28 protein-coding genes, 3 pseudogenes and 1 other annotated feature are annotated in these 25,909 nt (G+C 35.5%); of the genes and pseudogenes, 19 read left to right on the forward strand and 12 right to left on the reverse strand.

Annotated features, from left to right (window positions below; all coding sequences use genetic code 11):
- Window positions 1–9: 9 nt before the first annotated feature.
- Together ACIQ7L_RS15795 and ACIQ7L_RS15800 are read right to left on the reverse strand one after the other, a co-directional pair.
- Window positions 10–582, reverse strand: coding sequence for a TetR/AcrR family transcriptional regulator (locus tag ACIQ7L_RS15795; RefSeq protein WP_400570476.1), 573 nt, complete (start codon window positions 580–582; stop codon window positions 10–12).
- 325 nt (window positions 583–907) lie between these two features.
- The gene (locus ACIQ7L_RS15800) at window positions 908–1,702 is read right to left on the reverse strand and encodes a class I SAM-dependent methyltransferase (RefSeq protein WP_400570477.1); all 795 of its coding nucleotides are present in this window, start codon (window positions 1,700–1,702) and stop codon (window positions 908–910) included.
- A gap of 65 nt (window positions 1,703–1,767) precedes the next feature.
- Between ACIQ7L_RS15800 and ACIQ7L_RS15805 the strand changes: the two are divergent.
- Window positions 1,768–2,281, forward strand: a pseudogene (locus tag ACIQ7L_RS15805) (class I tRNA ligase family protein); the annotation flags it as partial.
- A 77-nt stretch (window positions 2,282–2,358) separates the two neighbouring features.
- Here the strand turns inward: ACIQ7L_RS15805 and ACIQ7L_RS15810 are convergent.
- From ACIQ7L_RS15810 to ACIQ7L_RS15830, 5 genes are all read right to left on the reverse strand, one after another.
- Window positions 2,359–3,261: an EamA family transporter gene (locus tag ACIQ7L_RS15810; RefSeq protein WP_400570478.1), complete on the reverse strand. Its 903-nt coding sequence runs from the start codon at window positions 3,259–3,261 to the stop codon at window positions 2,359–2,361.
- A gap of 170 nt (window positions 3,262–3,431) precedes the next feature.
- The gene (locus tag ACIQ7L_RS15815; protein ID WP_400570479.1) at window positions 3,432–4,877 is read right to left on the reverse strand and encodes a sensor histidine kinase; all 1,446 of its coding nucleotides are present in this window, start codon (window positions 4,875–4,877) and stop codon (window positions 3,432–3,434) included.
- Window positions 4,855–5,520, reverse strand: a complete 666-nt coding sequence (locus ACIQ7L_RS15820; RefSeq protein ID WP_400570480.1) for a response regulator transcription factor — start codon at window positions 5,518–5,520, stop codon at window positions 4,855–4,857. Before ACIQ7L_RS15820 ends, ACIQ7L_RS15815 begins: the two co-directional genes overlap by 23 nt.
- Before the next feature lie 379 nt (window positions 5,521–5,899).
- On the reverse strand, window positions 5,900–6,367 hold the full coding sequence (locus ACIQ7L_RS15825) for a L,D-transpeptidase (RefSeq protein ID WP_400570481.1): 468 nt from the start codon (window positions 6,365–6,367) through the stop codon (window positions 5,900–5,902).
- A 349-nt stretch (window positions 6,368–6,716) separates the two neighbouring features.
- Window positions 6,717–7,163: a DUF3978 family protein gene (locus ACIQ7L_RS15830; RefSeq protein ID WP_400570482.1), complete on the reverse strand. Its 447-nt coding sequence runs from the start codon at window positions 7,161–7,163 to the stop codon at window positions 6,717–6,719.
- A gap of 582 nt (window positions 7,164–7,745) precedes the next feature.
- On the opposite strand from ACIQ7L_RS15830, the gene ACIQ7L_RS15835 reads away from it, so the two are divergent.
- The 10 genes from ACIQ7L_RS15835 (at window position 7,746) to ACIQ7L_RS15880 (ending at window position 15,719) form a co-directional block, all read left to right on the forward strand.
- Entirely contained in the window at window positions 7,746–8,360 is a 615-nt protein-coding gene (locus ACIQ7L_RS15835; protein WP_400570483.1) for a DedA family protein, read from the forward strand.
- 296 nt (window positions 8,361–8,656) lie between these two features.
- Window positions 8,657–8,878, forward strand: coding sequence for a helix-turn-helix transcriptional regulator (locus ACIQ7L_RS15840; protein WP_400570484.1), 222 nt, complete (start codon window positions 8,657–8,659; stop codon window positions 8,876–8,878).
- Window positions 8,868–9,575 carry a DUF3169 family protein gene (locus ACIQ7L_RS15845; RefSeq protein WP_400570485.1) on the forward strand — a complete coding sequence of 236 codons (708 nt, stop codon included), beginning with the start codon at window positions 8,868–8,870 and terminating at the stop codon, window positions 9,573–9,575. The genes ACIQ7L_RS15840 and ACIQ7L_RS15845 overlap by 11 nt, the downstream gene beginning before the upstream one ends.
- A 27-nt stretch (window positions 9,576–9,602) precedes the next feature.
- The gene (locus ACIQ7L_RS15850; protein WP_400570486.1) at window positions 9,603–10,679 is read left to right on the forward strand and encodes a M50 family metallopeptidase; all 1,077 of its coding nucleotides are present in this window, start codon (window positions 9,603–9,605) and stop codon (window positions 10,677–10,679) included.
- 331 nt (window positions 10,680–11,010) lie between these two features.
- Window positions 11,011–11,151, forward strand: coding sequence for a DUF3985 family protein (locus ACIQ7L_RS15855; RefSeq protein ID WP_400570487.1), 141 nt, complete (start codon window positions 11,011–11,013; stop codon window positions 11,149–11,151).
- Between the two features lie 109 nt (window positions 11,152–11,260).
- The gene (locus tag ACIQ7L_RS15860) at window positions 11,261–11,989 is read left to right on the forward strand and encodes an ABC transporter ATP-binding protein (protein ID WP_400570488.1); all 729 of its coding nucleotides are present in this window, start codon (window positions 11,261–11,263) and stop codon (window positions 11,987–11,989) included.
- A complete protein-coding gene (locus ACIQ7L_RS15865; RefSeq protein ID WP_400570489.1) occupies window positions 11,986–12,807 on the forward strand; it encodes an ABC transporter permease in 822 nt (273 codons plus the stop codon). The genes ACIQ7L_RS15860 and ACIQ7L_RS15865 overlap by 4 nt, the downstream gene beginning before the upstream one ends.
- A 10-nt stretch (window positions 12,808–12,817) precedes the next feature.
- Window positions 12,818–13,588 carry an ABC transporter permease gene (locus tag ACIQ7L_RS15870; protein ID WP_400570490.1) on the forward strand — a complete coding sequence of 257 codons (771 nt, stop codon included), beginning with the start codon at window positions 12,818–12,820 and terminating at the stop codon, window positions 13,586–13,588.
- Between the two features lie 14 nt (window positions 13,589–13,602).
- Window positions 13,603–14,286 carry a response regulator transcription factor gene (locus ACIQ7L_RS15875; protein ID WP_400570491.1) on the forward strand — a complete coding sequence of 228 codons (684 nt, stop codon included), beginning with the start codon at window positions 13,603–13,605 and terminating at the stop codon, window positions 14,284–14,286.
- Window positions 14,286–15,719, forward strand: a complete 1,434-nt coding sequence (locus tag ACIQ7L_RS15880; protein ID WP_400570593.1) for a sensor histidine kinase — start codon at window positions 14,286–14,288, stop codon at window positions 15,717–15,719. Before ACIQ7L_RS15875 ends, ACIQ7L_RS15880 begins: the two co-directional genes overlap by 1 nt.
- 74 nt (window positions 15,720–15,793) lie before the next feature.
- Here ACIQ7L_RS15880 and ACIQ7L_RS15885 read toward each other — a convergent pair whose 3' ends face one another.
- Both ACIQ7L_RS15885 and ACIQ7L_RS15890 read right to left on the reverse strand, forming a co-directional pair.
- Window positions 15,794–16,180, reverse strand: a complete 387-nt coding sequence (locus tag ACIQ7L_RS15885; RefSeq protein WP_400570492.1) for a DUF3938 domain-containing protein — start codon at window positions 16,178–16,180, stop codon at window positions 15,794–15,796.
- Window positions 16,181–16,549: 369 nt separating this feature from the next.
- Window positions 16,550–17,443, reverse strand: coding sequence for a YitT family protein (locus ACIQ7L_RS15890; RefSeq protein ID WP_400570493.1), 894 nt, complete (start codon window positions 17,441–17,443; stop codon window positions 16,550–16,552).
- Window positions 17,444–17,718: 275 nt separating this feature from the next.
- Between ACIQ7L_RS15890 and ACIQ7L_RS15895 the strand changes: the two genes are divergently transcribed.
- Together ACIQ7L_RS15895 and ACIQ7L_RS15900 are read left to right on the forward strand one after the other, a co-directional pair.
- Window positions 17,719–18,003, forward strand: coding sequence for a hypothetical protein (locus ACIQ7L_RS15895; RefSeq protein ID WP_335359354.1), 285 nt, complete (start codon window positions 17,719–17,721; stop codon window positions 18,001–18,003).
- A gap of 28 nt (window positions 18,004–18,031) precedes the next feature.
- Window positions 18,032–18,814, forward strand: coding sequence for a membrane protein insertase YidC (locus ACIQ7L_RS15900; RefSeq protein ID WP_400570494.1), 783 nt, complete (start codon window positions 18,032–18,034; stop codon window positions 18,812–18,814).
- Window positions 18,815–18,841: 27 nt separating this feature from the next.
- Here ACIQ7L_RS15900 and ACIQ7L_RS15905 read toward each other — a convergent pair whose 3' ends face one another.
- Window positions 18,842–19,069 (reverse strand): hypothetical protein, encoded by a 228-nt coding sequence (locus ACIQ7L_RS15905; RefSeq protein ID WP_400570495.1) that lies wholly within the window; start codon window positions 19,067–19,069, stop codon window positions 18,842–18,844.
- Window positions 19,070–19,235: 166 nt separating this feature from the next.
- Window positions 19,236–19,471, forward strand: a binding site (T-box leader).
- Window positions 19,472–19,536: 65 nt separating this feature from the next.
- Here ACIQ7L_RS15905 and ACIQ7L_RS15910 point away from each other — a divergent pair.
- The 3 genes and pseudogenes from ACIQ7L_RS15910 to ACIQ7L_RS15920 all read left to right on the forward strand — a co-directional run bounded on the left by ACIQ7L_RS15910 (window position 19,537) and on the right by ACIQ7L_RS15920 (window position 21,498).
- On the forward strand, window positions 19,537–20,850 hold the full coding sequence (locus ACIQ7L_RS15910; protein WP_400570496.1) for an APC family permease: 1,314 nt from the start codon (window positions 19,537–19,539) through the stop codon (window positions 20,848–20,850).
- 24 nt (window positions 20,851–20,874) lie between these two features.
- Window positions 20,875–21,036, forward strand: a pseudogene (locus ACIQ7L_RS15915) (MFS transporter); the annotation flags it as partial.
- Window positions 21,037–21,318: 282 nt separating this feature from the next.
- Entirely contained in the window at window positions 21,319–21,498 is a 180-nt protein-coding gene (locus ACIQ7L_RS15920) for a hypothetical protein (protein WP_400570497.1), read from the forward strand.
- Between the two features lie 136 nt (window positions 21,499–21,634).
- Here the strand turns inward: ACIQ7L_RS15920 and ACIQ7L_RS15925 are convergent, their stop codons facing one another.
- Window positions 21,635–22,393 carry a TrmB family transcriptional regulator gene (locus ACIQ7L_RS15925; RefSeq protein WP_400570498.1) on the reverse strand — a complete coding sequence of 253 codons (759 nt, stop codon included), beginning with the start codon at window positions 22,391–22,393 and terminating at the stop codon, window positions 21,635–21,637.
- A 228-nt stretch (window positions 22,394–22,621) separates the two neighbouring features.
- Here ACIQ7L_RS15925 and ACIQ7L_RS28175 point away from each other — a divergent pair, with 228 nt between their 5' ends.
- The 3 genes from ACIQ7L_RS28175 (at window position 22,622) to ACIQ7L_RS15945 (ending at window position 25,525) form a co-directional block, all read left to right on the forward strand.
- Complete coding sequence (locus ACIQ7L_RS28175) at window positions 22,622–24,622, forward strand: methyl-accepting chemotaxis protein (protein WP_483861806.1); 2,001 nt, start codon at window positions 22,622–22,624, stop codon at window positions 24,620–24,622.
- Window positions 24,623–24,862: 240 nt separating this feature from the next.
- Window positions 24,863–25,165 (forward strand): MTH1187 family thiamine-binding protein, encoded by a 303-nt coding sequence (locus ACIQ7L_RS15940; RefSeq protein ID WP_001018864.1) that lies wholly within the window; start codon window positions 24,863–24,865, stop codon window positions 25,163–25,165.
- A gap of 114 nt (window positions 25,166–25,279) precedes the next feature.
- Window positions 25,280–25,525 (forward strand): YusU family protein, encoded by a 246-nt coding sequence (locus ACIQ7L_RS15945; RefSeq protein ID WP_097899866.1) that lies wholly within the window; start codon window positions 25,280–25,282, stop codon window positions 25,523–25,525.
- Between the two features lie 192 nt (window positions 25,526–25,717).
- Here the strand turns inward: ACIQ7L_RS15945 and ACIQ7L_RS15950 are convergent.
- A pseudogene (locus ACIQ7L_RS15950) lies at window positions 25,718–25,909 on the reverse strand (hypothetical protein); the annotation flags it as partial.

The raw sequence follows: 25,909 nt of genomic DNA on the forward strand, positions 1-25,909 counted from the left end.
AGGATTATCTCATTTTGACAATCCTTTTAATAAATATAGTTCAAAAAGTTCAGCGATATGCTCTTTTTCTAACGGCTCATGATGTTTTTCCCAATCAAAAATGAGTGATACATATAAACGAAGCATAATAAATGCTGTAATTTCTGGATCACATTCTGCAATCTCACCTTTTGCAATTGCAACTTCAAGACGCGATTTAATAAACGTAATAATTGTGGAATCCAACTGTCTCATCACATCTTGCACTTCTTTAGTTCCCATATCTCGCTCTTCTTGAATGAGCTTAATCATAAGTTGATGTTCTTTACGGAATTCTAAAATACGATATAAAGCATGATGTACGTTCTCAAAAAATGGTACATTCGAATCAATTGCCATTTCTGCTACTTGCTTCATTTCTGTAATTAGATTGGAAATGATTTCACCAAAAAGCTCTTCCTTATTTTTGAAAAACGTATAAATTGTCCCTTTTCCAACATTGGCAAGCTTTGCAACTTGATCCATTGTTGTTGCTTTATAACCAAATGCAGAAAAAGACTTTGTTGCCGCTTCGATAATTGCTCGTTTTCGATCAATTGCCACGTTTTCACCTCCAAAAAAATGACTAAATGAACATTCTAGTCAAATGGTACGTCTATGATAATACCATGGATTACCAATGTTTTCAAGTTTTATTTTTATAATCCTATATTTTTACTCCGTCATAAACAAAATTTACTGTCTCGTATTGTATCAAACGAACATAAAAATAAACAAATGCACCCGTCTGTATAATGGCAGGTGCATTTTATTTTCCTCTTATGAAGCTTTCTATAAATAAATCTGTGCAAGCATCGGATCATGATTACTCACGCGGCCATTCTTTTCCATAAGAGTTTGATTGGTGAGGGCTGATGAAAGTTTCACTTTATGTTGTAGCGATTAATGTGTATAGCCCCGGAATGCGTTCTTCTATTCCTTCTGGTGCAGAAGAAGGGAATACCCATCTTTGATGGGGACCGCGTTCTTCAATAAGCTTTTCAATACGGAGATTTGTCTGCGCGATTTCTGTAATGATTTCTCCTAATGTCCAGCGACGAATTTTCGTTTTTGGTAATGATTCTTGCTGCGCTTCATCAAGTAGCATGCTGTAAGCAACATCACTTTCAATCAGTTCTTCATAGAAATAATCACCGTTTGCTTGAAACGAGGGATGATCTATTGCTAATAATTTTGTATAAACAGGATGATAATCACGAAGGATAAAAATACCACCGTCAGATAATAATTGTGAGATACATGTAAAGAGCGGCTTCAAATCTAAAAAATAATGGAGTACACCTAGCTCTAACAAAACAACATCGAATGTTTTAGAAGGAGTAATTTCTAATACATCTGAAACGATGTATTCAATGGAAACCTCAGCAGCATTTGCTAGTTCATTTGCATACTTTGCGTTGCTTTCAGAAATATCTACAACGGTTACGTCAGCGCCTAGTAGGGCGAATGCGATAGCTTTATTTCCCTTTGAACCGAGTAAATTGATAATCCGTTTTCCGTGGAGATTCTGTATGTAAGGTAAGTAGTAGGCTACTTCCTGGGCAGGATCTTGCATGAGTTTTTTTGCATATTCTTTTGGCGTACCGTGCCGATTGGTCCAGGCTTCATAGGCGGCTGCACTCCAACTTTTTTTATTTACGGTACTTAATTGTTGTTGATCCAATGAAATCACTCCCTTTTCTGAACATATAAATATTCGTAAGGAAGATTATAATTCCTTTTTTCTTTGGAGAAAAAGCAATCCCGCGTCATATCGTTTCCAATGAGTATTCAACAGTTGAAAAACGAAAATTATCAACAAGTAAAAAGTGGGCAGTATGGGTCCCATATATATTAGAAAGATATGATCCTGATTCCATTCGTTATTTTTTAACAGTGAATGCACCAGAAAATCGTGATACAGACTTTTCTTGGCGTGAATTTATTTATAGTCAGTGAATTGTTAGGAGCATATGGGGACTTTGTGAATCGCACATTGAAGTTCATTGAGAAATATTATGATGGTATCGTGCCAAAAGGAACGATAAAGAAAGGGTTAGAGGAAAAGGTAGAAGAGTTATATAGCAGTGTAGGAGATGCTATTGAGCAAGCTCATTTTAAAGTAGCGTTAGAAACAATCTTTGAAGCAGTGCGTTTTGTAAATAAATATTTTGATGAAAAGCAGCTGTGGAAACAAAGAGAAGAAGCCTCTGATTTATGTGAAGAAACAATCTATAATTGTGTGTATCTTATTGCGAATTTTATACAGAGCAAATTGAAATAGAAGTTGCAAAGTTATATGGGACACAGAAGTGAAAAGAGCACATTATGTGCTCTTTTTTAGATGTTTTGGTTGATTGAACGTGTTTTCTCTTTTCTTGCAGTAAGAAGTTGCGGCGCAAAAATTCCAAGTAATATACAAGCGATACCAAACCACTGCATCATTGATACAGCTTCATGAACAAGCGTAATAGAAGCGATAATCGCTGTTGGTAGTTCAGCTGCACCCAAGATTGTTCCTAGTCCTGTTCCTACTTTTGGTACACCAATTGAGAAGCAAATGACCGGCACAACAACGCCGAAGAACCCTAGAAAGAAAGCATATTTCCATAATCCAGCTTGCAAGGCACCATCAGTTAAGAATGTTGGTGGGAAGAATAAGCAGACAATAAGTGTAGCACTTGTTGTCATGAGAAAGCTTTTTATATAGGGCGGTACATTTGTCGCAACGCGTCCGCTTGCAAAGACATAAAAGGAAAAAGAAACAGCAGCTAGTAATCCAAAGATAATGCCTTTTGTTGAAAAATTTTGTCCAAGCCCTTCAAAGACACCGCCAGCAAATAATGTTCCCGTAAATAAAATAATAATAGATATGATTTTTTCGCGGCTTGGGAATGTTTTATTTGCGATTGCTTCAATGACTACCCCAATCCATGTGAATTGAAAGAGTAGAACAACGGCAATGGAAGCAGGTAATTCCTCCACAGAAATGGCATAGAAAATACCAGTCATACTCATTGTTGTTCCGACAGCTAATAAGGAGAATGCTTGCTTTTGGGACACTGTATGACGTGAAAAGAAAAGAACGAGCAGTAACAAGCCGATCCATCCAAATACATATTGCCCTCCTAATAGCTGATGTGAAGAAAATCCATTCATAAAGCCGAGTTTGAAAATAGTAGAAAGTACGCCGTAGCTACAGGCTCCAAATAAAACTAAGAATGAAAACTTAAATTTCTCCATAAAAATCCCCCTTTGCAAATAAAAAACGCCCGCTGTCCAACTAAGGACAACGGGCGAACGAAACAGAGTCAGATCTCTACAAAATTCCGCCACTCATCAAGGAAGATGAGTTTGGGTATGAAATTCTATTTCCTATTGTATTTCGAAGCGTAAGAAGAGTCAAATCTCCTTTACATTGCTTTTGGGAAAACGATAGAACATTTTACGCCTTGGGGCGTGTTTTGAATCCCATAAGGAAACTGATGCTTATCTAATATTTGTTTTACAATATATAAACCTAGACCACTTCCTTGTACTAAACCATGTTTTCCAGGATTTGCACGATAGAAAGGTTCAAATAAATGAGCTAATTTTTCTTCGTCAATTTGTGTGCCTGTATTTAACACTTCTAATGCATAACTATTTGGTCTCTCATATAGCTTTATGTATACATGCTGATGATCAATTGTATAGTGAACTGCATTTGAAATAATGTTAAAAATAGCTGTTTGAATAAATTTATGATCAGCTAAAATTTGTACATCTTGCTTAATATTAGATTGAATCTTTAACTGCTTCACATTTACGAAATAATCTACTTTCTTCATAACATCCTCAATAATAGTTGACAAAGGAATAATTTCTAAATGTGGTGTAAATTGAGGATTTTGTATTTTGGATAATTCTGACATTTTTTCTGTTAAAGTGTTAATATCTTGCATCATCTCGTAGGAGCGCTTTAAATATTTATCCCGATCTTTATAGGCGCCTATCCCATGAATCATTCCATCTAATTGCCCCATGACGGCTGCGATTGGTGTTTTTAATTCATGAGATAACATAGACACAAATTCTTTGCGAGATTTCTCTAATTCTTGTTCTTTTCTCAATTCACTTCTTAAATCTTTGTTTGTTTCATGTAAGTTTTTTACAGTATGTTGTGCTTGCAAAGCTATAGTCTGTAAATCATAATCTTTTTTTTGCGTACTCGTTTTTACCTGTGGTTTATCTGAAAAATCAAGGTTCATAATTTCTTTTAACGCTTCACTCATATATTGAAACGGTTTGGCAATTAATTTTGTATAAATTAAAGAACCGAGCAGTGAGATAGTTAACATTGTGATTACGATACGCGGAGCAATCTGTTTTAATGCATCTGTGAGATTGGTATCATCACTTGATTTGTTTTTTGCATTTGTTACATCAGAGGCAACATTTTTATCGGATTGCTTTTCTGGTTGTGTAAGTGATTCGTTTTTGTTTTGTTTATCAGAAGGGCTCTGCGTATGTGCATTTTCTTTTGCTTTTGCCTTTTGGTTATTTTGTAAAATATGACTGAGTGCTGTATAGAGAGTTTGAACATCTATACTAGAAGGCGGAAGCTGGGGGGAGTTTCCCGAAAATGCTTTATTTTGTTCACTTTTACTTTGTGCATTCTTTGAATTGGATGGTGCATTTTCTGTTTTTTGCACTTCTCCAGCATTTATAGAATGACCTTGCTGTTTTTTATCATAATTCGATAATAGAAAATACATAATTTGATAAAGGCAAAGTGATAAAAGGATACAAAATAACATAGTTTTAATAAAAATATTTTTGGTGATGTTCTCTTTTTTACGAGTCGATTTTGTAGCCAATGCCTTTCACCGTTTTAATATAAGGAATACCTAACTTTTTCCTTATATTTTTAATATGTGTATCTATTACTCTCACATCACCATAATGTTCGTAGCCCCATACTTTATTTAACAAATCACTTCTTGATAATACGTTCCCTCGATTTTGTAGCAACGTGTATATGATTTCAAATTCTTTTGTTGTTAGTTCAATTTGATTACCATGAACATAGGCAGCATACGCTGTCGAATTTAACATGAGTTCATGGAATTGTAGTATATTCGTATTTTCAACCTCTGTTGAAGTTGTTCTTCTTAACACAGCTTCAACCCGTTTGATGAAAACGGCATAGTGAAAAGGTTTTGTAATGTAATCATCAATTCCTAGTTCAAAACCTTTAATTTCGTTTTCTTCATTATGTAAGCCTGTTAACATAATGATTGGTACATTAGACTGTCCTCTTATAATTTTACAAATACTATATCCATTTATATCTGGTAACATAACGTCAAGGAGGACAAGATCATATGAATTCTTTTGAAAGAGAAGAATCCCCTCTGTGCCAGCACCTACAACATCAACTTTAAAATTTTGTGCGGTCAAAAATTCCCGTATTAGTTCTTGTATATCTGGATTGTCTTCAACTACTAGTATATGCGTCATAGTAACACCTCCAAAATAACGCTTTTTACTGCAATATTCAAATTCATCACTTTTAATATGCTTATATCGCTAAACATGTAAGAAGCCCCTGCCATTAAATTGTAATGAAGGTAGCAAGGGGAATGGTACGTTAGAACAAAAAAGATTCAACTCGCAAATCATAATAGTTCTATTATAGTATGTAAAGTGAAATTTATAAAATATTATAACTGTATAATTTAAATATCCACTTTTATAAATGTTAATAGCTCTTTTAAAAGATATTTCCATTATATATGTAAAGACAGGTGTTCCGCTACTGTAAATAAAGAAATAAAAGAAGCCAAGATATAAATTCTTGGCTTCTTTTATTTCTTTTTTTCTTAGGTTATATCATAATTTAGTTGTTTACAATGACAGTAGCTTTTTCATTAATGCGGTCAAATAACCAGTGTATATCTTCATTATACATACGAATACAACCAAGTGTTGTTGGTTTACCAATCGCTTGGTTATTACTTGTTCCATGAATTGCGTAAGTTGTTCCCCAAGTTCCTGCCATATTTAAACCGAGCCAACGGTCACCAAGTGGATTACGTGGATCTCCTCCTTTAATATGTTTAGCATAATAAGGGCGGTTTTTAATTTTATTTACAATGACAAATGTTCCCGTTGGTGTTGGAGTCGATGCTTTTCCAGTAGCGACAGTAAAGTTTCTTATGAATGCTCCGTCTTGGTAAAAAGCCATTTCATGTGTGCTTGTGTTAACAATCAGTTGTTGATTTGGTAAAGTAGCCTCAGCCGCAGCGGGTTTATATGGAAATGCCCATAATCCCATTGATAACATAATAAGTAATATTTTTTTCATTATATTCTCCTCGTGCTAGTTTGACGGTTTAAAAAATAAAGGGTGCAAACAATTAATTAATTTATCTCAATTGGTGAGAGCTATATATACATCAATTAAAAAACGACATAAACCCCCTCTTTTTAGGTGGGAAAGAGCATCTGGCCATGCATAGAAGCGGTCAGGGCCCTTTTCTGCCACATGCGAAGTAAAAACAGAAAGAGCAAACGAGTGTAGGTTACTTTTTCCTCTGCATAGCAGGAGTTTAGATGTCGAAAAATTAAAATGGATTTATATAATAATCAGTGGGAGATGAAAAAATCCCGCTGATTAAATTTTCACCTTATGAAACTTTTACTTTATAAAACGATTACATGCAATAGATTTGGAATCTACGTAATGTCTGATGTATATTTTCGTTTAAGCTCTCAAAAAAAGTAGTAATTTTAGCGTTATTGTTCCTGTTATTTTTATCAATGAGTAATCTTTCATTTAGCAAAAGTTCCCCATTTGTTCCAAAGCTTTGTATTTGCACAATCATCTCATTTTCATTTTCAGAAATGATAGGTAGAAGATAGTGAAATGCTTGAGTTGGAATGATATAGCTTTTACCGATCATACTTTCCTGGTTAGAGTTAATCCACTTTTTTGTGACGATCTTTATGTTTTTTTGTGTAACGATAAAGGATAATGTTGTTGATTTCGTTAAACTTACATCAAATTCATTTGCTTCACATATATGTAAGTTGAAAATTGTTTCATCCTGATGAGATTCAATGTTTGTATTAATAAAATTGTGCATGTTATACGCTTCCATTTTTATTCTCCCTTTGTGCATTTTGGAAAAACAATCTATTCCGCTAATTGCGGGCTAATAATTAGTGGGGGATGAAGACTCCCACTGATTAAATTTTCACTTTATATTTATTCAATTTAATATAAAGGAAATTCACTTGTTATACTTTTCAACAAATTCCGATATAATCTTACACCATGTATATGAAGCTAATATGAAGTTAATATGAGTTTAATGTGGTTTTTTATAAAGAACATTTTTTGGAAATAGGAAGAATTTTTATTCATTTGAGAAACAGATGAAAGCGTATGGTGATAGATTGTATGAAGGAATTAGAGTTGTCTATTTTTTTGTTCTCATTTTTCACAGTGGTTTTTTATTTAGAACACTATAAATTTTTATGTTTCATGAATCCAATGTTTGGGTTTGGATGCTAAATTTATATAGATGAATAAAAAAAGTGTTAATTTAAGTAGCTACCTTACAAAAATGTAATATAAATGTAAGTTATTGTGATAGTTATTTCGACAATTTTTTTATACAATAATAGTAACAGTTCGTACGTGATTGATGCTGTCAAGAGAAGAGGAAAGGAGAGATGACATGGAATGGATTCATGAGTTATTTCAACAATATGGCTATTATGTTGTCCTTATCGGATTGCTGTTAGAATATATTGCTCTTCCGTTTCCAGGAGAGCCAACATTAGCTTATGCGGGGTATTTAGCACAGATAGGAGAATTACATTTACCATTCTTAATTATCCTATCATTCATTGGGACAAGTGTTGGAATGACAATTCAATACTTTGTAGGAAATAAGCTTGGTATGCCCTTTGTGCAAAAATATGGAAAATATGTGTTTTTGAAACAAAGAAAAATTGATTTAACGAGAATGTGGTTTGATAAGTATGGATATTTTCTTATCTTTATCGCCTTCTTTATCCCTGGCGTACGTCATTTCACTGGATATTTTGCAGGGATTATTAATTTACCGTTTCGTCGCTTTGCGATAACGATTTATGCAGGTGCATTGTTCTGGGTATCGTTCTTCTTAATCGGTGGCTACTGGTTAGGTGGAAACTTGGATAATATCTTTTGGGCACTGGAGCAGAACATCGGAAAAATCATCTTTGGAGTGATTGCTATTGTAGCAATTACGCTAGGCGTTCGTTTCCGGAAACAATTAAAACAGGTATTTGTACAAAATGCAAATTAATATGGAATCCATTCTATGTCAAAAATCAGAAGAGGCAGTGCTATGAGCACTGCCTTTTATTTTTTGCTCAAATACTTTATTGTATTTTCCAACTTGCTTTTATTTTACCTACGATTTTGTAACCAGTGACTATAATATAATACGTTCCTGTTTTTGTTGCGGAAAGCTGGATAGAACATTTTAATAAAAATGTATTATTTAATTGTCAATTATTAATGTCAAAATGACAATTATAATTGACAATTGAGAGGATATTATTTACAATTTTAACTAAATAAACGAAAAAGAGGTTGGGTATGAAGCTTCAAAATCGAGTGAGAGAATTTCGAGCAAAGCATCGAATGTCACAAGGTGATTTAGGGAAGGCGATTGATTCATCAAGGCAAACAATTAGCTTAATTGAGCGTGGGGATTATGCGCCGTCGATTGTGTTGTCGCTAAAAATTGCACATATTTTCGGGGTGCCTGTAGAGGAGATATTTATGTTAGTGGAGGGGGAAGAGGAAGATGGAAAATAGGCTAAAACATATGATGATGTCTATTGCTAAATTATTGGGATCTATGTTAATTGGTCTAATCATCGGATATGTATTCGCTCATTATGTTGGTGTTGGTTCAGAAGGAGATGATTCCTATACCAAAGTAATTGTGCTGTTTATATGCTGCGCAGTTGCTCTAGTTTGGTTTGGGAAAAACATGTGGACATTAACAAAGTTACGTGATGAAGAGGAAAATGAACAGGGACGTAGACTAGGGTCTATGCTCATTTATTTACGTGTAAGTGAAGTGATTGTATGGTCTTGGGCAATTTGTGCTGCAATTATGTATTATCGATCATTTGTAGCAGGGACACCTTCTTTATTTGAAATTGTAAACTTTGTTGTGTCAATTGTATGCTTGATTCTTGTAATATGGATTGGTTTTATTATGAAGAACCGCTATAACGAGTTGTATCCAGAACAGCGCGTTACATATTCACAATCTATGGAGATGTGGGCGAGAAATGCAGATGAAGGACAAAAGCATATCGTTCATGAAGCGGGTTACAAGGCATATCAGTTTACAAATATTGTGCTTGCATGGGCATGGATCTTGTCAATCGGTTATACAATTGTAAGTGAAGCAGATTTCTTCTTAATTGGTATGATTTCATTTGTTTGGGTCTTGCATATCGGAAAATACATGTATGAAATGCATAAAAAAATGATTTATTAACACACGATAAGCGAGGGGAGAAAAGCGGTGGGTATTTTGAGAAGGCCAGCTTTTTCTATAGTAATTGCTTTTGTTTGTTCAGTTATATATGGGTGGATTAGGCCAGGAAAAATGCAAGCGGTTATGGAATTGTGGGGACTACTGGTTATTTTAGTACTGGTGTTTGCTATTCATGAATTAGGGCATGTGGTATTTGGTTTGTTAAATGGCTTACAATTTAAATTCATGACAGCAGGACCGATTACCATCCAAAAAGAAGAGGGAAAGATACGAATAAGAGAAAATAAAATGTGGGGATATTTTGGAGGTATTGCCATGTTATTACCGCCTTCATTTTATACACTAAACCTTTCGAAAAAGTGGGCATGGATGACTTTAGGTGGGCCGATAACAAGTTTGGCTTGCGGCTTGTTGTCGGGTTATATATACATGGTGAGCTATTACCAATCTCTTTTGTATTTTTCTATATTACATTTTGTAATCTTTTTGGCTACGGCAATTCCAATGAAGGGAATCATGCCTAGTGATGGGTATCAATTTTTGATTTTAGTTAAAGGTGATGAGAAGGCTCACCAGCATTTACATAGCATTCAAGTATCCAGCGAGCTATTGAGTTCAAAAAGACCGAAAGATTGGGATAATGAGATAGTAGAAATAAGTAAAGAAAACATAAAGAGTAATGAAGATGTAAGAGAAACCATGAGTGATCTTATGCTCGTGTTTTATTCCAAATGTGATAGAGAAGGAATGGAAAAAGGCATAGCTTACTTAGAACGAGTTTTACAAACCCCTGTTACGAAAGCAAATAAATATTTTGTTGGTAGTTTTCATAGTTGGTACATGTTATATAAGGTGCTATATGATATGGATGATGTGTCTTTACATGAGATGAAGCAGCATGCCCAAGCTATCACAAAATTGGATTTGCATGGGTATTACCGTACACATGCAATCTTAAAATATTTAGAGAAGGATACGGAGTCCTTTCATACATATATGAAAAAAGCAGAAAAAGAGTTAAAGAATGCTGAAAAGAGTGGAATCGGCTGCTTACAATTAGAACGAGAATGGCTTCAGCTTTTACAAGAGAAACTAGTAAGCTAGTAATGGGAAAGAGGATATCTTACGTTAAGTGAGATATCCTCTTTTCTATATAAGCACAAATTGAAAAATCGACATAAAACCTTCCTTTTTAGGTGGGAGAGAGAATCCGGCCATGCATAGAAGCGGTCAGATCCTTTTCCTGCCCCATGCTAAGCGAAAACAAAGGGAGAAAATGAGTGTAGATCTCATTTTGCTCTTCATAGTCGTGACCTATATGTTGGAAAATCAAAATGGATATATATAATCTTATTTAGCTTCACGAATGATAGAGAAAGAGTAGAATGAAAACACTTCCTAGTAGGAAGAAGAGAAAATTTTGGAGGCAGTACATATGGAAATTTTAATGCTTATCTTACTACTTTTGCTTATTTACGTTTTTTGTAAAGTGACGTATGTAGCATTGAAGTTGTTAGCGATTGTATTAATTATCTTATTTATTGTTCAATTTGGAGAGAAGCTGCTCGGATTATAGTTTTATACAGTGAATGGTGAGAAAGAAGCTATAAAAATGCAGCTTCTTTTTATTTGTTTATAAATTGTTTATTTTTACCTCCTATTCTAAAGGCAAGGAGGCGATAAGGATGAAAACAGCGGTGTTAGAAGTAAAAGATGTAACGAAAAGGGTGAAGGGGAGAAGCTTGTTAAATCATATGTCCTTTTCTGTTTATAAAAATGAAATTTGCGGTTTTGTTGGGCCAAATGGTTCTGGGAAAACGACATTAATTCGGACGATTATGGGACTTATTAAACCAGATAAAGGAGAAGTTTTAATTAACGGTGTGAGTGTGCAAAAAAATCGTGAAGAGGCACTTCAGTATGTTGGAGCGATTGTGGAGGCGCCGATATTCTTTCCTTACATGCCTGGACGGAAAAATTTGCGAAACTTAGGAAGAATTACGATGAACTGCGGGGGAGAGAATTTAGAGAAAAAAGTTGAGCAAGTGTTAAAAATCGTTGGATTAGAAAATCGTGCGGATGATAAGGTGGGCACGTATTCATTAGGAATGAAACAACGATTAGGAATTGCGCAGGCGCTTCTTGGGGATCCAAATTTTATTATTTTAGATGAGCCTTCAAACGGATTAGATCCAGTAGGGATTAAACAGCTTCGAAAAATCGTACTCGATTTACAGCGTAATAAAGGCATTACTTTCTTCATCTCAAGTCATTTAATTCGTGAATTAGAGCTGATGTGTGATTCATGGGTGATGATTCGGGAAGGGGCACTCATTTGGCGCGGAACGACAGAGGAACTAAAAGGGGATAGTAAGGAGCTAGAAGATATCTTTGTGGAGATGATGAGCTCATGATGATGTTAGTGCGCTCTGAATGGGAGCGACTTTGGGAGAAGAAGGTGACTTGGATTTGTTTTGCGATGATACCGATTATGTTGTTTGCTTCAGCAAAGTATTATGTGAGGCATAATCAAGTTGTCGCAAAAGCAGCTGTAGATTATACGTATGCCAATACATTCCCCGTTATGGGTTTAGCGGAAATGCTCATTAGTGCATGCAATCTTATTGTACTTGTTACGATGGCTCTTATGATTTCTCATGAATATCATAGCGGGCAAATGCGGATGGTATTGCAGCGGGCCTATACGTATCGGCAAATTTTATTTGGGAAAATGATTACGATGCTCATGATGATGGCTTTGTTTTTCCTCGTGTATTTCATCTGCAGCTATGTAATTGGTTATTTATGTTTTGATTTTAATCCAAATATTTTCCTCTTTTATTATGAACAGCCAACAGAGAGCGGGATGGAAGTCTTTTTCTATACGCTGAAATATTACGGGATGGCCTATGTCATGATAGCTTGTGTAATTAGCATCTTTATGATGCTTACAGCACTTAGTAAATCAACAACAAGTGCAATTGCATTTGGTATCGGGTTTATTATACTTTCTTTTGGAATTCCAGAAGTTATGCAGAGATTTGTACCTGATAGTCAGGTAGTATTCGTACGTTATTCATCGGTCGTAAATTTACAGTATCAGGGGATTGCATTATCACTTATAGGAAAAGGGAATTTTATTTACCTTTTTTTAGGGGTATTAAGTATTTATATCGCTATTTCTAATTTTATTACGTTTTATGTGTTAGGAAAGAAAGATCATTTTGTGTGAGGTGATTGAAATGAAACAGTTAATAATAAGTGAGTTTGAAAGGATTTTTTCACGGAAAAAAACAAAGGTAATGTTTCTTGTTTTTACATTGTTTCTTATAGGAGACGCCGTTTTCCTTGATTACGGGAAATTAGCAATTTATAGCCGTGAAGGAGCGGCGGCACCTTTAAGTCAGTTGAATTTTCAAGTGGTGTTAGCGAAAGAAATATATTTCATTTTAGCATTATTAGTTTTCCCGATTTTATTTATTGATAGTTTTAATGGTGAGCGGTCATCGGGAGCATATCGTCTTGTTTGTATAAGACCAATTGAGAGAGCTAAGCTGCTTGTAGCAAAATGGCTAACTCAGTTTATCCTGGCAATTGCATTTTTGTTTCTTACGTTTATCTTCGGGTATATATATGGCAAGTTATACATTCCTACAGCTGAATATACAACGTTTTTACATCAAGATATCAAATATAATGCAGCGGAAGCTTTTTTATATACTTTGAAATTTTACGGGGTTTTCGTACTTATTACAGCAGCAATTTTATTATTAGCGAGTTTCGTAAGCTTATGGATGCCAAACGTGGTGCTATCTTTCTTTGGGACAATTGGCCTGTTTTTTGGAGCACTATATATTCATAACAGTTTTTCATATTTCTTATCAGCAGGTCAAGAAGCAATCCGTATATTAAGTAATGGAGATTCCATATTCTACCTTATGAATGGTACAATTTTAGTAGTTTGTATGTTACTCAGTTTTATAACGTGGCGAACAAAAGATTTGTATGAATGAAGGGGAGAATGACCATGGCAGAGACGATTTTAGTTGTTGATGATGAAGAAGATATTTTAACGTTTATTACAGATAGTCTAGCTATGGAAGGGTATTGCGTGCGAACGGCTTTAGATGGGAAAGAAGCACTGCGCCAACTAGATGACAATGTGAGTTTAGTTTTGCTTGATGTAATGCTTCCAGATATGAATGGATTTGAAGTATGCGAAAAAATTAGGGAGAGACAAACTTGTCCCATTCTATTTATAAGCGCCGATAGCAGGGAGCAATCACGCATTGAAGGGTTGATGATTGGCGGAGATGATTATATTAATAAGCCGTTTAGCTTAAAGGAATTAAAGGCAAGGATTATTGCAAACTTGCGTCGTGCCACTGATTTAAGCGAGGAAAAGCGAGTTCTTCGTTATGGCAACATCGTAATTGATTTACAGAGTTATGAGGTAACAGCAGGAAATCAAATGATTCATTTTACAAAGAAGGAATTTGAAGTTGTAAAAATGCTCGCGCTACATTCCGGTCAAGTGTTAACGAAAGAACAGCTCTTTGAGAGGATTTGGGGTTACGATAGCGAAAGCGATGTATCTACTGTTGTTGAACATATGAAGAAAATTCGGACAAAGCTTAGTATGTATGACCGGGAGCATACGTATATCCAAACTGTGTGGGGAATTGGGTATAAGTGGAGCGTACAGGCGTGATGGAGAAACTACGGATTAAACAACAATTAGTTGTTGGTTTCTTAATTATTTTGATTGGAAGCCTAATATTGACTATTTTAACGGCAATCGGTGGTTGGTATTGGTTACAAAGTGATGGGAAAGAGAAAGTGTTTCCTGCAAATTACTATCAGAATCAAATCCCTGCCATTGAAGAATATATTAAGAAAAAAGAAGAAGTTTTATTAAATATGGGCGAAAAAGAAGAGTTTGAAAAAGTTATTCCTATGAAGGGTATTCAATATCAGGTTGTAGATAAGCAAGGAGAAATCCGTTATGGTACATATACAAAAGAGGTTATAACGAAGCAGAATCCACTTGTGAATGTTATTAATACAAATATTTATGCAAAAAATGATAATAGTGAGATTACAACCTATATTCCGCTAGTCGATAAAGATGGAAATTTACAAGGAGCAGTCGGCTTGCATTATCGTTTGGCTGTTTCAACCAATTCTCTTATTGATTATCTTCCGATTCTTCTATTTTTTAGTACTCCTTTTATTTATATTACAATTTTAGCGTATATGATTTCGAATCGAATGGGGAAAAGAATCGGAAAACCACTTGCTGAACTTTCAGAAGCCTCTAAGCGAATTCAAGCACATGACCTTGACTTTAGCTTAGAATACAAAGCAAATAACGAAATCGGTGAATTAGTTCATTCATTTGAAAATATGCGCGCTGCATTAGCTAATAGCTTATCACGCCAATGGGAACTAGAAGAAGAACGGAGAGAATACGTCAGAGCAATTTCTCACGATTTGAAAACACCACTAACAATTGTCCAAGGACATACAGAAGGACTGCAGAGCGGTCTATGGAAAAATGAAGAGTTGTTGCAGCGTTATTTGCAGACAATTGAACGGAATACAAATCGAATGGCGAAGCTGCTACAAGAATTCAATATGGTGAATGAGCTCGAGAGTTTTTCGTTTCAGTTATTTTTAAGCGAAGTAAACTTGGAGAGCTTTTTTCGTAAGAAGATAGAAGAGTATGAGTATGTTGTCAAAAAGAAAGGGATAGAATGGAAGGTTATGCTTGAAACGGATGATGATAGACAGACATTCGTATTTGATCAAGAGAGAATCAGTCAAGTAATGGACAACATCGTTATGAATGGTGTTCGTTTTACACCAAGGGCAGGTAAGATGTTAGTAAAGGTATGTATACAGCACGATGCATTGCAGTTTCATGTGTACGATTCAGGAAGCGGCTTTCAATCTGGAGATATGCAAAAGGTATTTCAGCGCTTTTATCAGGAAGATACATCTCGCTCAAGTAGTAAAGAACATTCAGGCCTTGGATTATATATTGCGAAGACAATTGTGGAGAAGCATGGCGGAAAAATATTTGCGGAAAATAGTTCAATGTGCGGCGGGGCGCATGTGTGGCTTCAGATTCCGAGTGTGTAATGAGATGGCGGATTTTGTAGCGCCGATATATTGAAAAATGAGGCTGGAAGATGTATCTTCCAGCCTCGTTTTTATTAAGAGTTACTTTCAATGTGGTGACCGTTTTCCTCTCTAGGATCTTGTAATAGGTTAAATACATCTGCTAAGCAAAATGCGATAAACCAAGTCCAAAGACCATGGAAGACAGCTGAGCTTAATTGAAGTGGTAATGTATAGTTTGTCATTGAGTAGGAAATACATCCTCCAACGATTCCGATCATTGTTAATAGCATTGTTTTTTGAGCGTTTTCTTCTGGGTTAAAGAGGAAGTAAATGTATCCGCCTAATATTGAAGCGCTTACAATAGATTCGATTCCATTAAAAATAATGTGTTCTCCAAGCTGATTGTTTGTCCAGAAGCAAATTGCGCCGCCGATAATCGCAAACAAAGCAGCTATAGTGTACCGTATATATTGATTCATATGTTCATCTCCTTATGTAATAAGATGATTTGGAAGTCAAAAAGATAGGTATAGTATATAGAAGTGAATGTTAGTTGTACGTATTTTTTCTATAAAAGAGTTGTGAAGAATAACTAAGATGATCGGCCTTTTTAAAACGTTTCTTGTAAGATGTGATAATACTAGTTATTACGTAAACTTGTGCTTGAAATATACCCGACTTCTCGTTTCTTTTTGCTTATAAAAGTAAGAGAAACTCCCAAGTCTATACATTTTTTTGTAAGTCTTATTGTATTATAACATATTTCAAGGAGTAATAATAGAATTATCTGATTTTGTAATAAGTGTAAAAAATAAAAAGCGCAAGGAATCAGGATTCCTTGCGCTTTCTTATATACGTTTGAAACGTCCAACGATTTCAACGGTTTCTGTAATATTCATAAACGCATGATTGTCTACATGACGAATGATACGCTTTATTTCTCCTAATTCGTAACGAGTTACGACAGTGTAAATCATTTTTTTCTTATGGTTGGTATAGCCGCCGACAGCGTCTACCATTGTTACACCACGTATGCCGTAATGCAGTAGTGCGCTTTTAATTTCCTCGCCTTTTTCTGTAATTGTCATTATCGTTAATTTAATGTGTTTTGTATGTACAGCATCAATTACTTTGCTGACAACGAAACGGCTAATTAATGTGTACAGTGTAATATCCCATCCGAAAATAAAGCCAGCGACAACAAGTAAGATTAAGTTGAAGACAAAAATAATAGCACCAATCGAAATGTCTTTATATTTCGCTACAATCAATCCAACAACATCAAAACCACCTGTTGAAGAAGCAAATCGGAATATAATTCCTGAGGCTGCACCACAAATGACGCCACCGAATACAGATGAAAGTAAAATGTCACTTGAAACTTGATGTACCGGGATAATGTTCATGGCTACAGATGATACTGCCACGAAGTACGCTGTTAAAAAGGTTGTCTTCTTCCCTAAGTAAAAATGACTTAGAATAAGAAGCGGGATGTTTAATAAAAAGATAAGTGCACCGATATTATAGTGCATTAAATAACCGATAATCATCCCTACACCAGCGAAACCACCGCTAATCATATTATGCGGAATAAAAAACATATTCATTGAAATAGCATACAAAATGGAAGCTACAAAAATAACAATCAACTGTATTATAAATTCTAAATGAAATGTTCTAGCTGCTGGGAAGGATAAAAAGGCGGTGTCGGGAACGTAATCGGCGTCTCCTAATTGACCCATAGTATGTTTCATCTCCATATTTATTTTTGATTACAAGAAGAGAATAATGCTTTTTTCAAAAGCTGGCAACAGTTTTATTATAATAAGAAAATTTTGTAAATTCCTAAAAAATTAAGCCTATTCAGTTATGTGTGTGAATATACTAAAGAAAGCGAATACACCGATTTTCTTTATTGTTTTTTTGAGAAAATATGCAAAATCCTTTTTTGAAAATAAAAGGAAATAGAGAATGTTTGTTGAATGTGCTAAAATGACTTTATTAAGGATGTGAAGCGATGGAATTTTTATTGCAAGATGCAATTCTATATATATCTGTTGTAACGACAGCGCTTTGTTTATTAGAAGTCTTTTTTCTCACTAGTGTTTCTCGCTTTGTAAGGCAGCAAGCATCATGTGGTAGACAAAAAGCTTTCACGCTTGTTGATACATGCGAAGAGAGTCTTGGTAATATCCCGCTCTTTTCTATTTTCTATAAATATGGAATGGCTCGTTCAGTTCGCAGGCAAGAATCGAGCGGTGAGAGTGACGAGGTGGGTCCATATATACCAATGTTTCGCTAACTAATTACGAAACATTGGAGGAATGAACATGTTAAAATCATACCGAGCTGTGCTCGTTAGTTTATCATTATTACTTGTTTTTGTTTTATCTGGTTGTAGCAATGCGGGAACAATTGATGCAAATAGTACTGGTGTTTGGAATCACTATTTTGTGTATCCAATTTCATGTATGCTTCAATTCGTTGCTCATCATATACCTGGAGGAAGCTTCGGGATTGCAATCATTATCATTACGCTCGTTGTTCGTTCAGCAATGATTCCATTGGCTGTTGCGCAATATCGCGGTCAAATGAAAATGAAAAAAATGCAACCTGAACTCCAGAAGCTAAAGAAAAAATATGGTGATGTGAGTAAAGATATTGAAAAACAAAAACAGTATCAAAAAGAAATGTCAGAACTAATGAAATCAGGCGGTTGGAATCCACTTGCTGGGTGCTGGCCAATCTTTATACAAATGCCGATTTTCTCAGCATTGTATTACGCGATTAGCCGAACTGAAGAGATTCGTACATCTTCATTTTTATGGGTGAACTTAGGACATGCAGATCCATATCATATATTACCGGTTCTTGCAGCGTTAACAACATTTATTCAAATGAAGGTTATACAGTCAAATATGACATCTGGGGAGCAAGTTCAAATGCTGAAAGTGCAGCAGATCATGATGCCAGCAATGATTTTATTTATGGGATTTGCGGCACCATCAGGACTTGTTCTGTACTGGATTACAGGTAACATATTTACAATGACGCAAACAATCGTGCTTAGAAAAGTAATGGACCGTGAACAAGGACAATTACAAAATGCATAGAAAAACGCCGCTCATTTGAGCGGCGTTTTATTGATTTGTTGAAATTCTTTTCATTGTTAGTATGTAGGTGAAGACACTGAATGCAATTGCAAATCCAATGAATACTTCCGTGTATTGGAATTTTCCTAACGTATAAAAGGATGCGGCAGGAACAATAAAGACAGCTAAAATGCTATAACCGGGATACTTATGTCGAAATATGATGGCAAAGATGAAAGATAGGATTGTTGCTGTAATACAGATAACTGGAATCATATCAATGCCTCCTTTATATGTATATTGTACCATTTTAAGGTAATCTGAAAAATAGTAGTTCTCCTGTTATAATATAAGAGGAAATATTTTTGTATGTTATATAAAAAATAATATTGATTTTTTGGAAAAATTCAATATAATGAAAAATAACTACAAAATTCGACATCAAGAAGTGATGATGAGGACATGATCAATTTTTTACGATTCTCAGAGAGGGAAGCCTTTGGCTGTGAGCTTCCTAATACGAAAAAATGGATTACCACCTCTGAACTGCAGCAGTGAATGAATATCTAGTAATTGCTTGCCGGCAAAAACCGTTATCTAGACTTGAGAAATTGGTGAAGTGTGTTACTTTGCTGATGAAACAAGGGTGGAACCACGAATACAACACTCGTCCCTTTTTTAGGGAGGAGTGTTTTTTTATTTTATTTTTGTATCACACTAGAATTGGAAGGAGGATATATAGCATGCATCATGATGAGAAAAACAAAATTGGTTTAACAGTAGCACTATCCATCGTTGTAGGGACTATTATTGGATCTGGTGTATTTATGAAACCAGGGAGCGTATTAGATTATGCAGGAAGCTCTAATATGGCCATTCTCGCTTGGGTAGTAGGGGGATTATTAACATTAGCTAGCGGTTTAACTGTAGCTGAAATTGGAGCGCAAATTCCGAAGAATGGTGGATTGTATACGTATTTAGAGGAGATTTATGGGGGTTTTTGGGGGTATTTATCTGGGTGGATGCAAACAATTGTATATGGCCCAGCTATTATTGGAACATTAGGTTTGTATTTTAGCTCTTTAATGATTAACTTTTTCTATTTAGATAAAGTATGGAGTTTACCAATCGCAATTGGAACAGTTGTATTCCTTGGTGTTGTAAATAGCATGGGAACGAAATATGGGGGCATTGTCCAAACGATTACAACAGTTGGGAAGATGATTCCAATCATATTAATTGTTGTGTTAGGTTTTTGGAAAGGGAATAGTGATATTTTTAATGTAGTTGTACCATTATCAGAAAATCAAAGCATTGGGATGGCAATTTTAGCGACTTTATTTGCTTATGATGGTTGGATTTTACTCGCTTCTATCGGCGGTGAAATGAAGAACCCAACAAAGTTATTACCAAAGGCGATGACAGTAGGAATTCTAATTGTAACAGCTGCTTATGTATTAATTAACCTAGCGCTACTAAAAGTATTACCAGCGGCGAAGATTGTAAATCTTGGAGAAAATGCGACAGCGACAGCAGCTGGGATGTTACTTGGGGAACATGGCGGGAAAATCATTAGTATCGGTATTATTATTTCTATTTTTGGATGTTTAAACGGAAAGATTTTAACATTCCCGCGTATTCCAATGTCGATGGCGGAACGTGGACAACTTCCGTTTTCTAAGTTTATTGCAAAAGCACATGAGAAATTTAAAACACCTGCAAATGCAATTACTTTTGAAATTATATTAGGGATTATTTTAATGATTATTAGTGATCCAAATAAGCTATCTGAGATTTCCGTATTTATCATTTATATTTTCTATGTGATGACATTTATCGGTGTCTTTATTTTACGAAAACGTAATGAAGGGAAAGAGCGTGCGTACAGCGTGCCATTATTCCCAGTTGTACCAATTTTAGCGATTCTAGGATCACTATTCGTACTTGGAAGTGCGATTATTAATGATCCGCTAAGTTGTTTCTTATCAATTGGAATCGTATTTACAGGCCTTCCTGTTTATTGGTATTTAAATAAGAAAAAAGAAACGCAGTCTTAAGGAATTAAAAAGCGGGCGCATCATGCGCCTGGCTCCACAGTAGGCGGAGCTGTGATTGAACAATCATCTATCATATATAATGCTTGGGTAGGTGGGGGTTTTGTTATTTTGGCATTACTTTGTACAATCTTCTCGATTACGAGAGGACAATCTACTCAGTCAGTAAAGAAAGAATCTATCGTTTGATAGGTTCTTTTTTTGTGAGTTAAAAGTTGAAGGGATTACCAGTTTGATATTGAAGGGTATTATATAAATCTATTTTCATTTTTTAACATATAAGTCGCTGCTATGCAGAATAAAACATGACCTGCACTCGTATTCTCCCTTTGTTTTTCCCCTTGCATGTAGTAGGAAAAGACCCTGACCGCTTCTATGCATGGCCAGATGCTCTCGGCCACCTAAAAAGAAAGGGATTTTTATGTCGTTTTTTCAATTTGTATGTATATAGGGAAAGGTTGGTGTATTGTTATGGTTATAAGTTTTATAAGTTCGATGCTTGGTTTTTTGGCAGTAATCTTACCCTTTTTTTTTATTATTTTTGGATTAAGATGGGTTCGTTTTATCTATTTGAATTCTGAGAAACAAGTTAAGCAAAATGAAAAAATCATTGAGCTGTTAAATGAGATAAAGAAACAAAATATGTCCTGAAGGTTCTGTATTCACAAATAGCAATCATCCAAAAAACGAATTACATAAGGTTGAATTAACAAAAGCATAAGAAAAGAGAAAGCACTCAAATATTTGAGTGCTTTCTCTTTTCTTATAAACAAATAAAGTTGTATTTTTAATACCTCAATTTCATTAAAATGCTCCGAATTTCCTCATCATTCATAAAGAGATCATGATGCTTCTCTGTAATTTTTGCAAGTGCCACATCATGATAGAAGAACTCTGTAAAGAATTTTACGAATGGCTGAGACATAGTTTTCATTGCCTGCCAAGATTCTTGCTCTACCCCGGCAAATAAAATTTCATGATCATCAACGATAAGCAGTATGTAACGTTCTAATGCGTTAGGTTCGTCAGTTGGAATAAGGAAGTGAACGTTTGATAGTTTTGTTTCCACATTTCCAACTACAAGCGCCTCAATATCGATGCCTTGCTCTGCCTTTTTTTCTAGTAAGGGAAGATACTCTAAAAATGTATCATTCCAAGCGGAAATGCGGATAGATTGTGTAGCGTCTTCTACCATTTTCCTGCTTTGTACTTGAATAGAAGCCTGCATTTTTAAACTCCAAACACGATCATCTGTGAAGGATTTTTTGGAGATATTGGTTTGAAGTTCTTTAATATGAGATTGAAATTCTGTCGTTAATTTTTGAATCGCTAGGTCTAATGGTAAAGCGGTATATAGCTTTTTCTTTTCTGATACGGAATCCATGACCATTCCTTTATCGATGAGGCGTGCCAATACCTCATATATTTTTGCCTTTGGGACTCCTGAGTGTTTTACAATTGTTGTTGCATCTAAGGGCTCATTGCTTGAGACTAGGACTTCATACGCCTGGCTTTCATATTGTGAGAAACCGAATTTTTGTAACATAACTCCTCCCGAACAAATTAGATTCTATCTTAAGAATAAAGAACTATTCGTATTTATACAAGTGTTGCTAGGGTAAACTTCTTTTTATACAGAAATTAAGAGATGCGGTGAAATATATATAAATAAATTTTTAAATTATATAGGATTGAGGTTTTAATTTTATCCATTATACTTAATATAGTGATTAATGCAATTTAATTTCATTAAGAAGGGGATGCTTGAGGAGAGATGCTAAGAAGTTTACGTTTGAAAATTGCAGTAGTGTTTTCGGTGCTTATTACGATGATTTTTGCAATACTCGGTACAGTTGTATATCAAGTGCAGAAAGAGAGAGAAACACGTACCCTTAATCAATATTCTCAAAACACGATGGAACTTGTGACAGAACAACTCACGGCATTTATACGAGGAATTGAAGAAGATATAGGACATTATGGGAGCAGTGATTTGATTCAAGGGACGTTACAGGATGGGGTTACGCCAGAAAAAGAGAACGTTATATTAAAAGAATTTTTACAGTTTAAAAAGAATCATCCTGATATTTTAGATTTATATATTGGGACGAAAGATAAGAAAACATTGAGTGCAAATATTGCTGAGGGAGGAAAAGTACCAGAAGGATATGATCCGACTTCTAGGCCTTGGTATAAAGAGGCTGAAGCAGATACAAAGTCTATTCATTGGGGACAACCGCAATATGAAATTGCAACAGGAAAGTTAAGCGTTGGGGTTTCAAAGGCCATTGTTGCTGGAGATGGTTCTGTATTAGGGGTTGTAGCAATGGATGTATCGCTAGGAACAATTCAGAAGCTACTACATAATATTCAATATAGTTACAACGGAGAAATGTTTATTGTAAATGATAAAAACATTGCAATTGCATATCCGGAAAAAGTGGGGAAAGATGTTTCAAAAGAACCGCTTATACAGAGCATAAAGAAAGATACAACGAAATTTGCTGTGTCTACATTAAAAGGTAAAGATGTAGTCGTTTATAGTCAACCATTTGATAGGATGAAGTGGAAGATAGGGATTGTATACCCAAAAGAAGCGATTGATAGTGTGCTAATAGAGACACGTAATGCAGTAATTGGAATGGCTTGTGCAAGTCTATTGATTGCAATAGTCGTATCATATTTTTTCTCAAGAAGATTGGCAAGACCGTTACAATTATTGACGGAACATGTCCAAAAGGTAGCAAAGGGCGATTTAACGTTGCAAATGAAAGTGACGAGTAAAGATGAGGTTGGTACGCTCACGACTCATTTTAATCACATGATTGACCAAATGAATGAAATGGTCGGCAGGATTAAGCATAATGTGACAACGGTTCAGCAATCTACTCATAATCTACATTATTTAACCAATGAAACTGTTGCTGCTAGTAAGGAAGTTTCGGGAGCAATGGAAGATGTAACAGGCGGAGCATCAACGCTTGCAAATAGTGTGGAAGAAGTTTCAGTACAGCTTGAAAATATGACTCATTCGGTGGGGCAGATGAATGAATCGGTTGGAGCAATTAAAGAGGTAACAAGTAAGGCAGAAGAAGCATCAAAGCAAGGGCTAAATACGATGCAGCATTTAGTTCGTACAAGAGGAGAATCATCTTCCATTGTGACGAATACAGAGGAAGCATCGAGCAAGCTAGAACATCGGGTCCAATCTATTCAAAGTGTTGTAGCGCTTATTAAAGGTATTTCGGATCAAACAAATTTACTTGCTTTAAATGCATCTATTGAAGCAGCGCGTGCAGGAGAACAAGGAAAAGGATTTGCAGTTGTTGCAGAAGAGGTACGGAAATTAGCAGAGCAATCAAAAGAAGCAACAGAAGAAATTACTACTATGACTGGAGAGGTGCAATCAGAAGTCTCGCGCGTTTTAGAGGTTGTAAGTAAATTGAAGGGCATTACTGATGTGCAGGATCAGGTTACGACAGAAGCAGAAACAGAATTCCGTACGATTATGTCAGTAGTAAATACAATTATTACTTCCGTTGAAAAGATTGTAGTAGAAGTAAGTAATATAGGGCATGAGCAAGAAGAGATTACAGGAATTATGCAAACAATCGCAGGAACGAGTCAAGAGAGTGTGGCAGTTTCTGAAGAGGTAAATGCAGCAACTGAATCGCAGGTTGTACATTTAGAAAAGGTATCAGATACGATGAAAGAATTGAGCGAGGAAATGAAAGGTTTAGAAAAATTAGTAGAGCAATTTAAAGTAGAAGAATAAGAAAATTGGCTTGATATTATTAGTAAAATGACGTTTATTTCGGTACAATAGGTAATGAATTTATAGAGGAAGTTCAAAAAGTCCGGTAAAGATAGCTGTCACATTTCTTCGTTGCATCGCCAGTCCGGTACTCATGTAGTGTCAGCTACATTCCGTATCCTCCTGGCCGCTGCGCCTCGAACTGTTCGGCTCTCTTTATCCTCCTTTTTGAACACGTATTGTTATAGGAGGGAAACAATCATGGCAATTGTTGATGTATCGATTATTCCAGTTGGAACAGGTAATCCAAGCGTAAGTGAGTATGTAGCAGAAGTACAAAAGGTGCTAGAGAAAAACGCTGATCGCGTGAAGTATCAATTAACACCGATGAACACAGTAATTGAAGGAGACCTTCCTGTATTACTTGAAGTCATTCAACAAATGCATGAAGTGCCATATACAAAAGGTGCAAAGCGTGTAGCGACAACAATTCGTATTGATGATCGCCGAGATAAAGAAAGCACGATGGAGAAAAAATTAAATTCTGTTCGTTCGAAATTATAGGGAAAAGCAGCGATTTTCGCTGCTTTTTTGTATGGATAAATTAGGTAAGGAAGGTGTATTCATGGTACACTTTTTTATTATCTATTGCATTGCCTAGTGAAGGAGGAAAGAGCGATGAGTGACAAGTTTAATGAGCAGTTTGATGGATTGCTTGAGAAGTATACAGAATTGCTATTAGGGGAGAGCAATGAGGAACGAAAAGAGCAAGTGCAAAAATGGGCGTTGTATTCTTATATTGCCAAGACAATGCCGGCGCTTGTAAAACACTGGAATGAGACATATCCAGATGGGAAAGAAGAGATGGTGCGTTTAATTTCTGATATTAAAAAATTGAATGACGAACATCGTAATGATAAATAAGAAGTAGAAACTATTTTGTAATTCTTTCATAAAAAACCGACAAAACCCCCTTTTCTTAGGCGGGAGAGAGCATCTGGCCATGCATAGAAGCGGTCAGTGCCTTTTTCCGCCCCATGCGAAGTAAAAACAGAAAGAGCAAACGAGTGTAGGTTACTCTTTATTCTGCATAGCAGGGATTTAGAGGTCGAAAAATTAAAATGGATTTATATAAAAAGGTAAAGAGCGATAAATGAGAAGAACCAGAATCATTGGCGTTGTCGGTATCGTTTTACTTATATATACATCAATTAAAAAACCGACAAAACCCCCTTTTCTTAGGCGGGAGAGAGCATCTGGCCATGCATAGAAGCGGTCAGTGCCTTTTTCCGCCCCATGCGAAGTAAA

It is taken from the genome of Bacillus sp. NPDC094106 (assembly GCF_044764345.1).
In the GTDB taxonomy this organism is placed as follows: domain Bacteria; phylum Bacillota; class Bacilli; order Bacillales; family Bacillaceae_G; genus Bacillus_A.

What these genes read in the sequence shown, in the direction of transcription:
- ACIQ7L_RS15820 (WP_400570480.1), bottom strand. Translation starts at nt 5,520, where the DNA reads ATGACGCATATACTAGTAGTTGAAGACAATCCAGATATACAAGAACTA.
- ACIQ7L_RS15905 (WP_400570495.1), bottom strand. Translation starts at nt 19,069, where the DNA reads ATGATTCCAGTTATCTGTATTACAGCAACAATCCTATCTTTCATCTTT.
- ACIQ7L_RS15895 (WP_335359354.1), top strand. Translation starts at nt 17,719, where the DNA reads ATGGAATTTTTATTGCAAGATGCAATTCTATATATATCTGTTGTAACG.
- ACIQ7L_RS15865 (WP_400570489.1), top strand. Translation starts at nt 11,986, where the DNA reads ATGATGATGTTAGTGCGCTCTGAATGGGAGCGACTTTGGGAGAAGAAG.
- ACIQ7L_RS15840 (WP_400570484.1), top strand. Translation starts at nt 8,657, where the DNA reads ATGAAGCTTCAAAATCGAGTGAGAGAATTTCGAGCAAAGCATCGAATG.
- ACIQ7L_RS15880 (WP_400570593.1), top strand. Translation starts at nt 14,286, where the DNA reads ATGGAGAAACTACGGATTAAACAACAATTAGTTGTTGGTTTCTTAATT.
- ACIQ7L_RS15825 (WP_400570481.1), bottom strand. Translation starts at nt 6,367, where the DNA reads ATGAAAAAAATATTACTTATTATGTTATCAATGGGATTATGGGCATTT.
- ACIQ7L_RS15835 (WP_400570483.1), top strand. Translation starts at nt 7,746, where the DNA reads ATGGAATGGATTCATGAGTTATTTCAACAATATGGCTATTATGTTGTC.
- ACIQ7L_RS15830 (WP_400570482.1), bottom strand. Translation starts at nt 7,163, where the DNA reads ATGGAAGCGTATAACATGCACAATTTTATTAATACAAACATTGAATCT.
- ACIQ7L_RS15845 (WP_400570485.1), top strand. Translation starts at nt 8,868, where the DNA reads ATGGAAAATAGGCTAAAACATATGATGATGTCTATTGCTAAATTATTG.
- ACIQ7L_RS15945 (WP_097899866.1), top strand. Translation starts at nt 25,280, where the DNA reads ATGAGTGACAAGTTTAATGAGCAGTTTGATGGATTGCTTGAGAAGTAT.
- ACIQ7L_RS15910 (WP_400570496.1), top strand. Translation starts at nt 19,537, where the DNA reads ATGCATCATGATGAGAAAAACAAAATTGGTTTAACAGTAGCACTATCC.
- ACIQ7L_RS15900 (WP_400570494.1), top strand. Translation starts at nt 18,032, where the DNA reads ATGTTAAAATCATACCGAGCTGTGCTCGTTAGTTTATCATTATTACTT.
- ACIQ7L_RS15875 (WP_400570491.1), top strand. Translation starts at nt 13,603, where the DNA reads ATGGCAGAGACGATTTTAGTTGTTGATGATGAAGAAGATATTTTAACG.
- ACIQ7L_RS15870 (WP_400570490.1), top strand. Translation starts at nt 12,818, where the DNA reads ATGAAACAGTTAATAATAAGTGAGTTTGAAAGGATTTTTTCACGGAAA.
- ACIQ7L_RS15890 (WP_400570493.1), bottom strand. Translation starts at nt 17,443, where the DNA reads ATGGGTCAATTAGGAGACGCCGATTACGTTCCCGACACCGCCTTTTTA.
- ACIQ7L_RS15885 (WP_400570492.1), bottom strand. Translation starts at nt 16,180, where the DNA reads ATGAATCAATATATACGGTACACTATAGCTGCTTTGTTTGCGATTATC.
- ACIQ7L_RS15810 (WP_400570478.1), bottom strand. Translation starts at nt 3,261, where the DNA reads ATGGAGAAATTTAAGTTTTCATTCTTAGTTTTATTTGGAGCCTGTAGC.
- ACIQ7L_RS15855 (WP_400570487.1), top strand. Translation starts at nt 11,011, where the DNA reads ATGGAAATTTTAATGCTTATCTTACTACTTTTGCTTATTTACGTTTTT.
- ACIQ7L_RS15925 (WP_400570498.1), bottom strand. Translation starts at nt 22,393, where the DNA reads ATGTTACAAAAATTCGGTTTCTCACAATATGAAAGCCAGGCGTATGAA.
- ACIQ7L_RS28175 (WP_483861806.1), top strand. Translation starts at nt 22,622, where the DNA reads ATGCTAAGAAGTTTACGTTTGAAAATTGCAGTAGTGTTTTCGGTGCTT.
- ACIQ7L_RS15920 (WP_400570497.1), top strand. Translation starts at nt 21,319, where the DNA reads ATGGTTATAAGTTTTATAAGTTCGATGCTTGGTTTTTTGGCAGTAATC.
- ACIQ7L_RS15860 (WP_400570488.1), top strand. Translation starts at nt 11,261, where the DNA reads ATGAAAACAGCGGTGTTAGAAGTAAAAGATGTAACGAAAAGGGTGAAG.
- ACIQ7L_RS15940 (WP_001018864.1), top strand. Translation starts at nt 24,863, where the DNA reads ATGGCAATTGTTGATGTATCGATTATTCCAGTTGGAACAGGTAATCCA.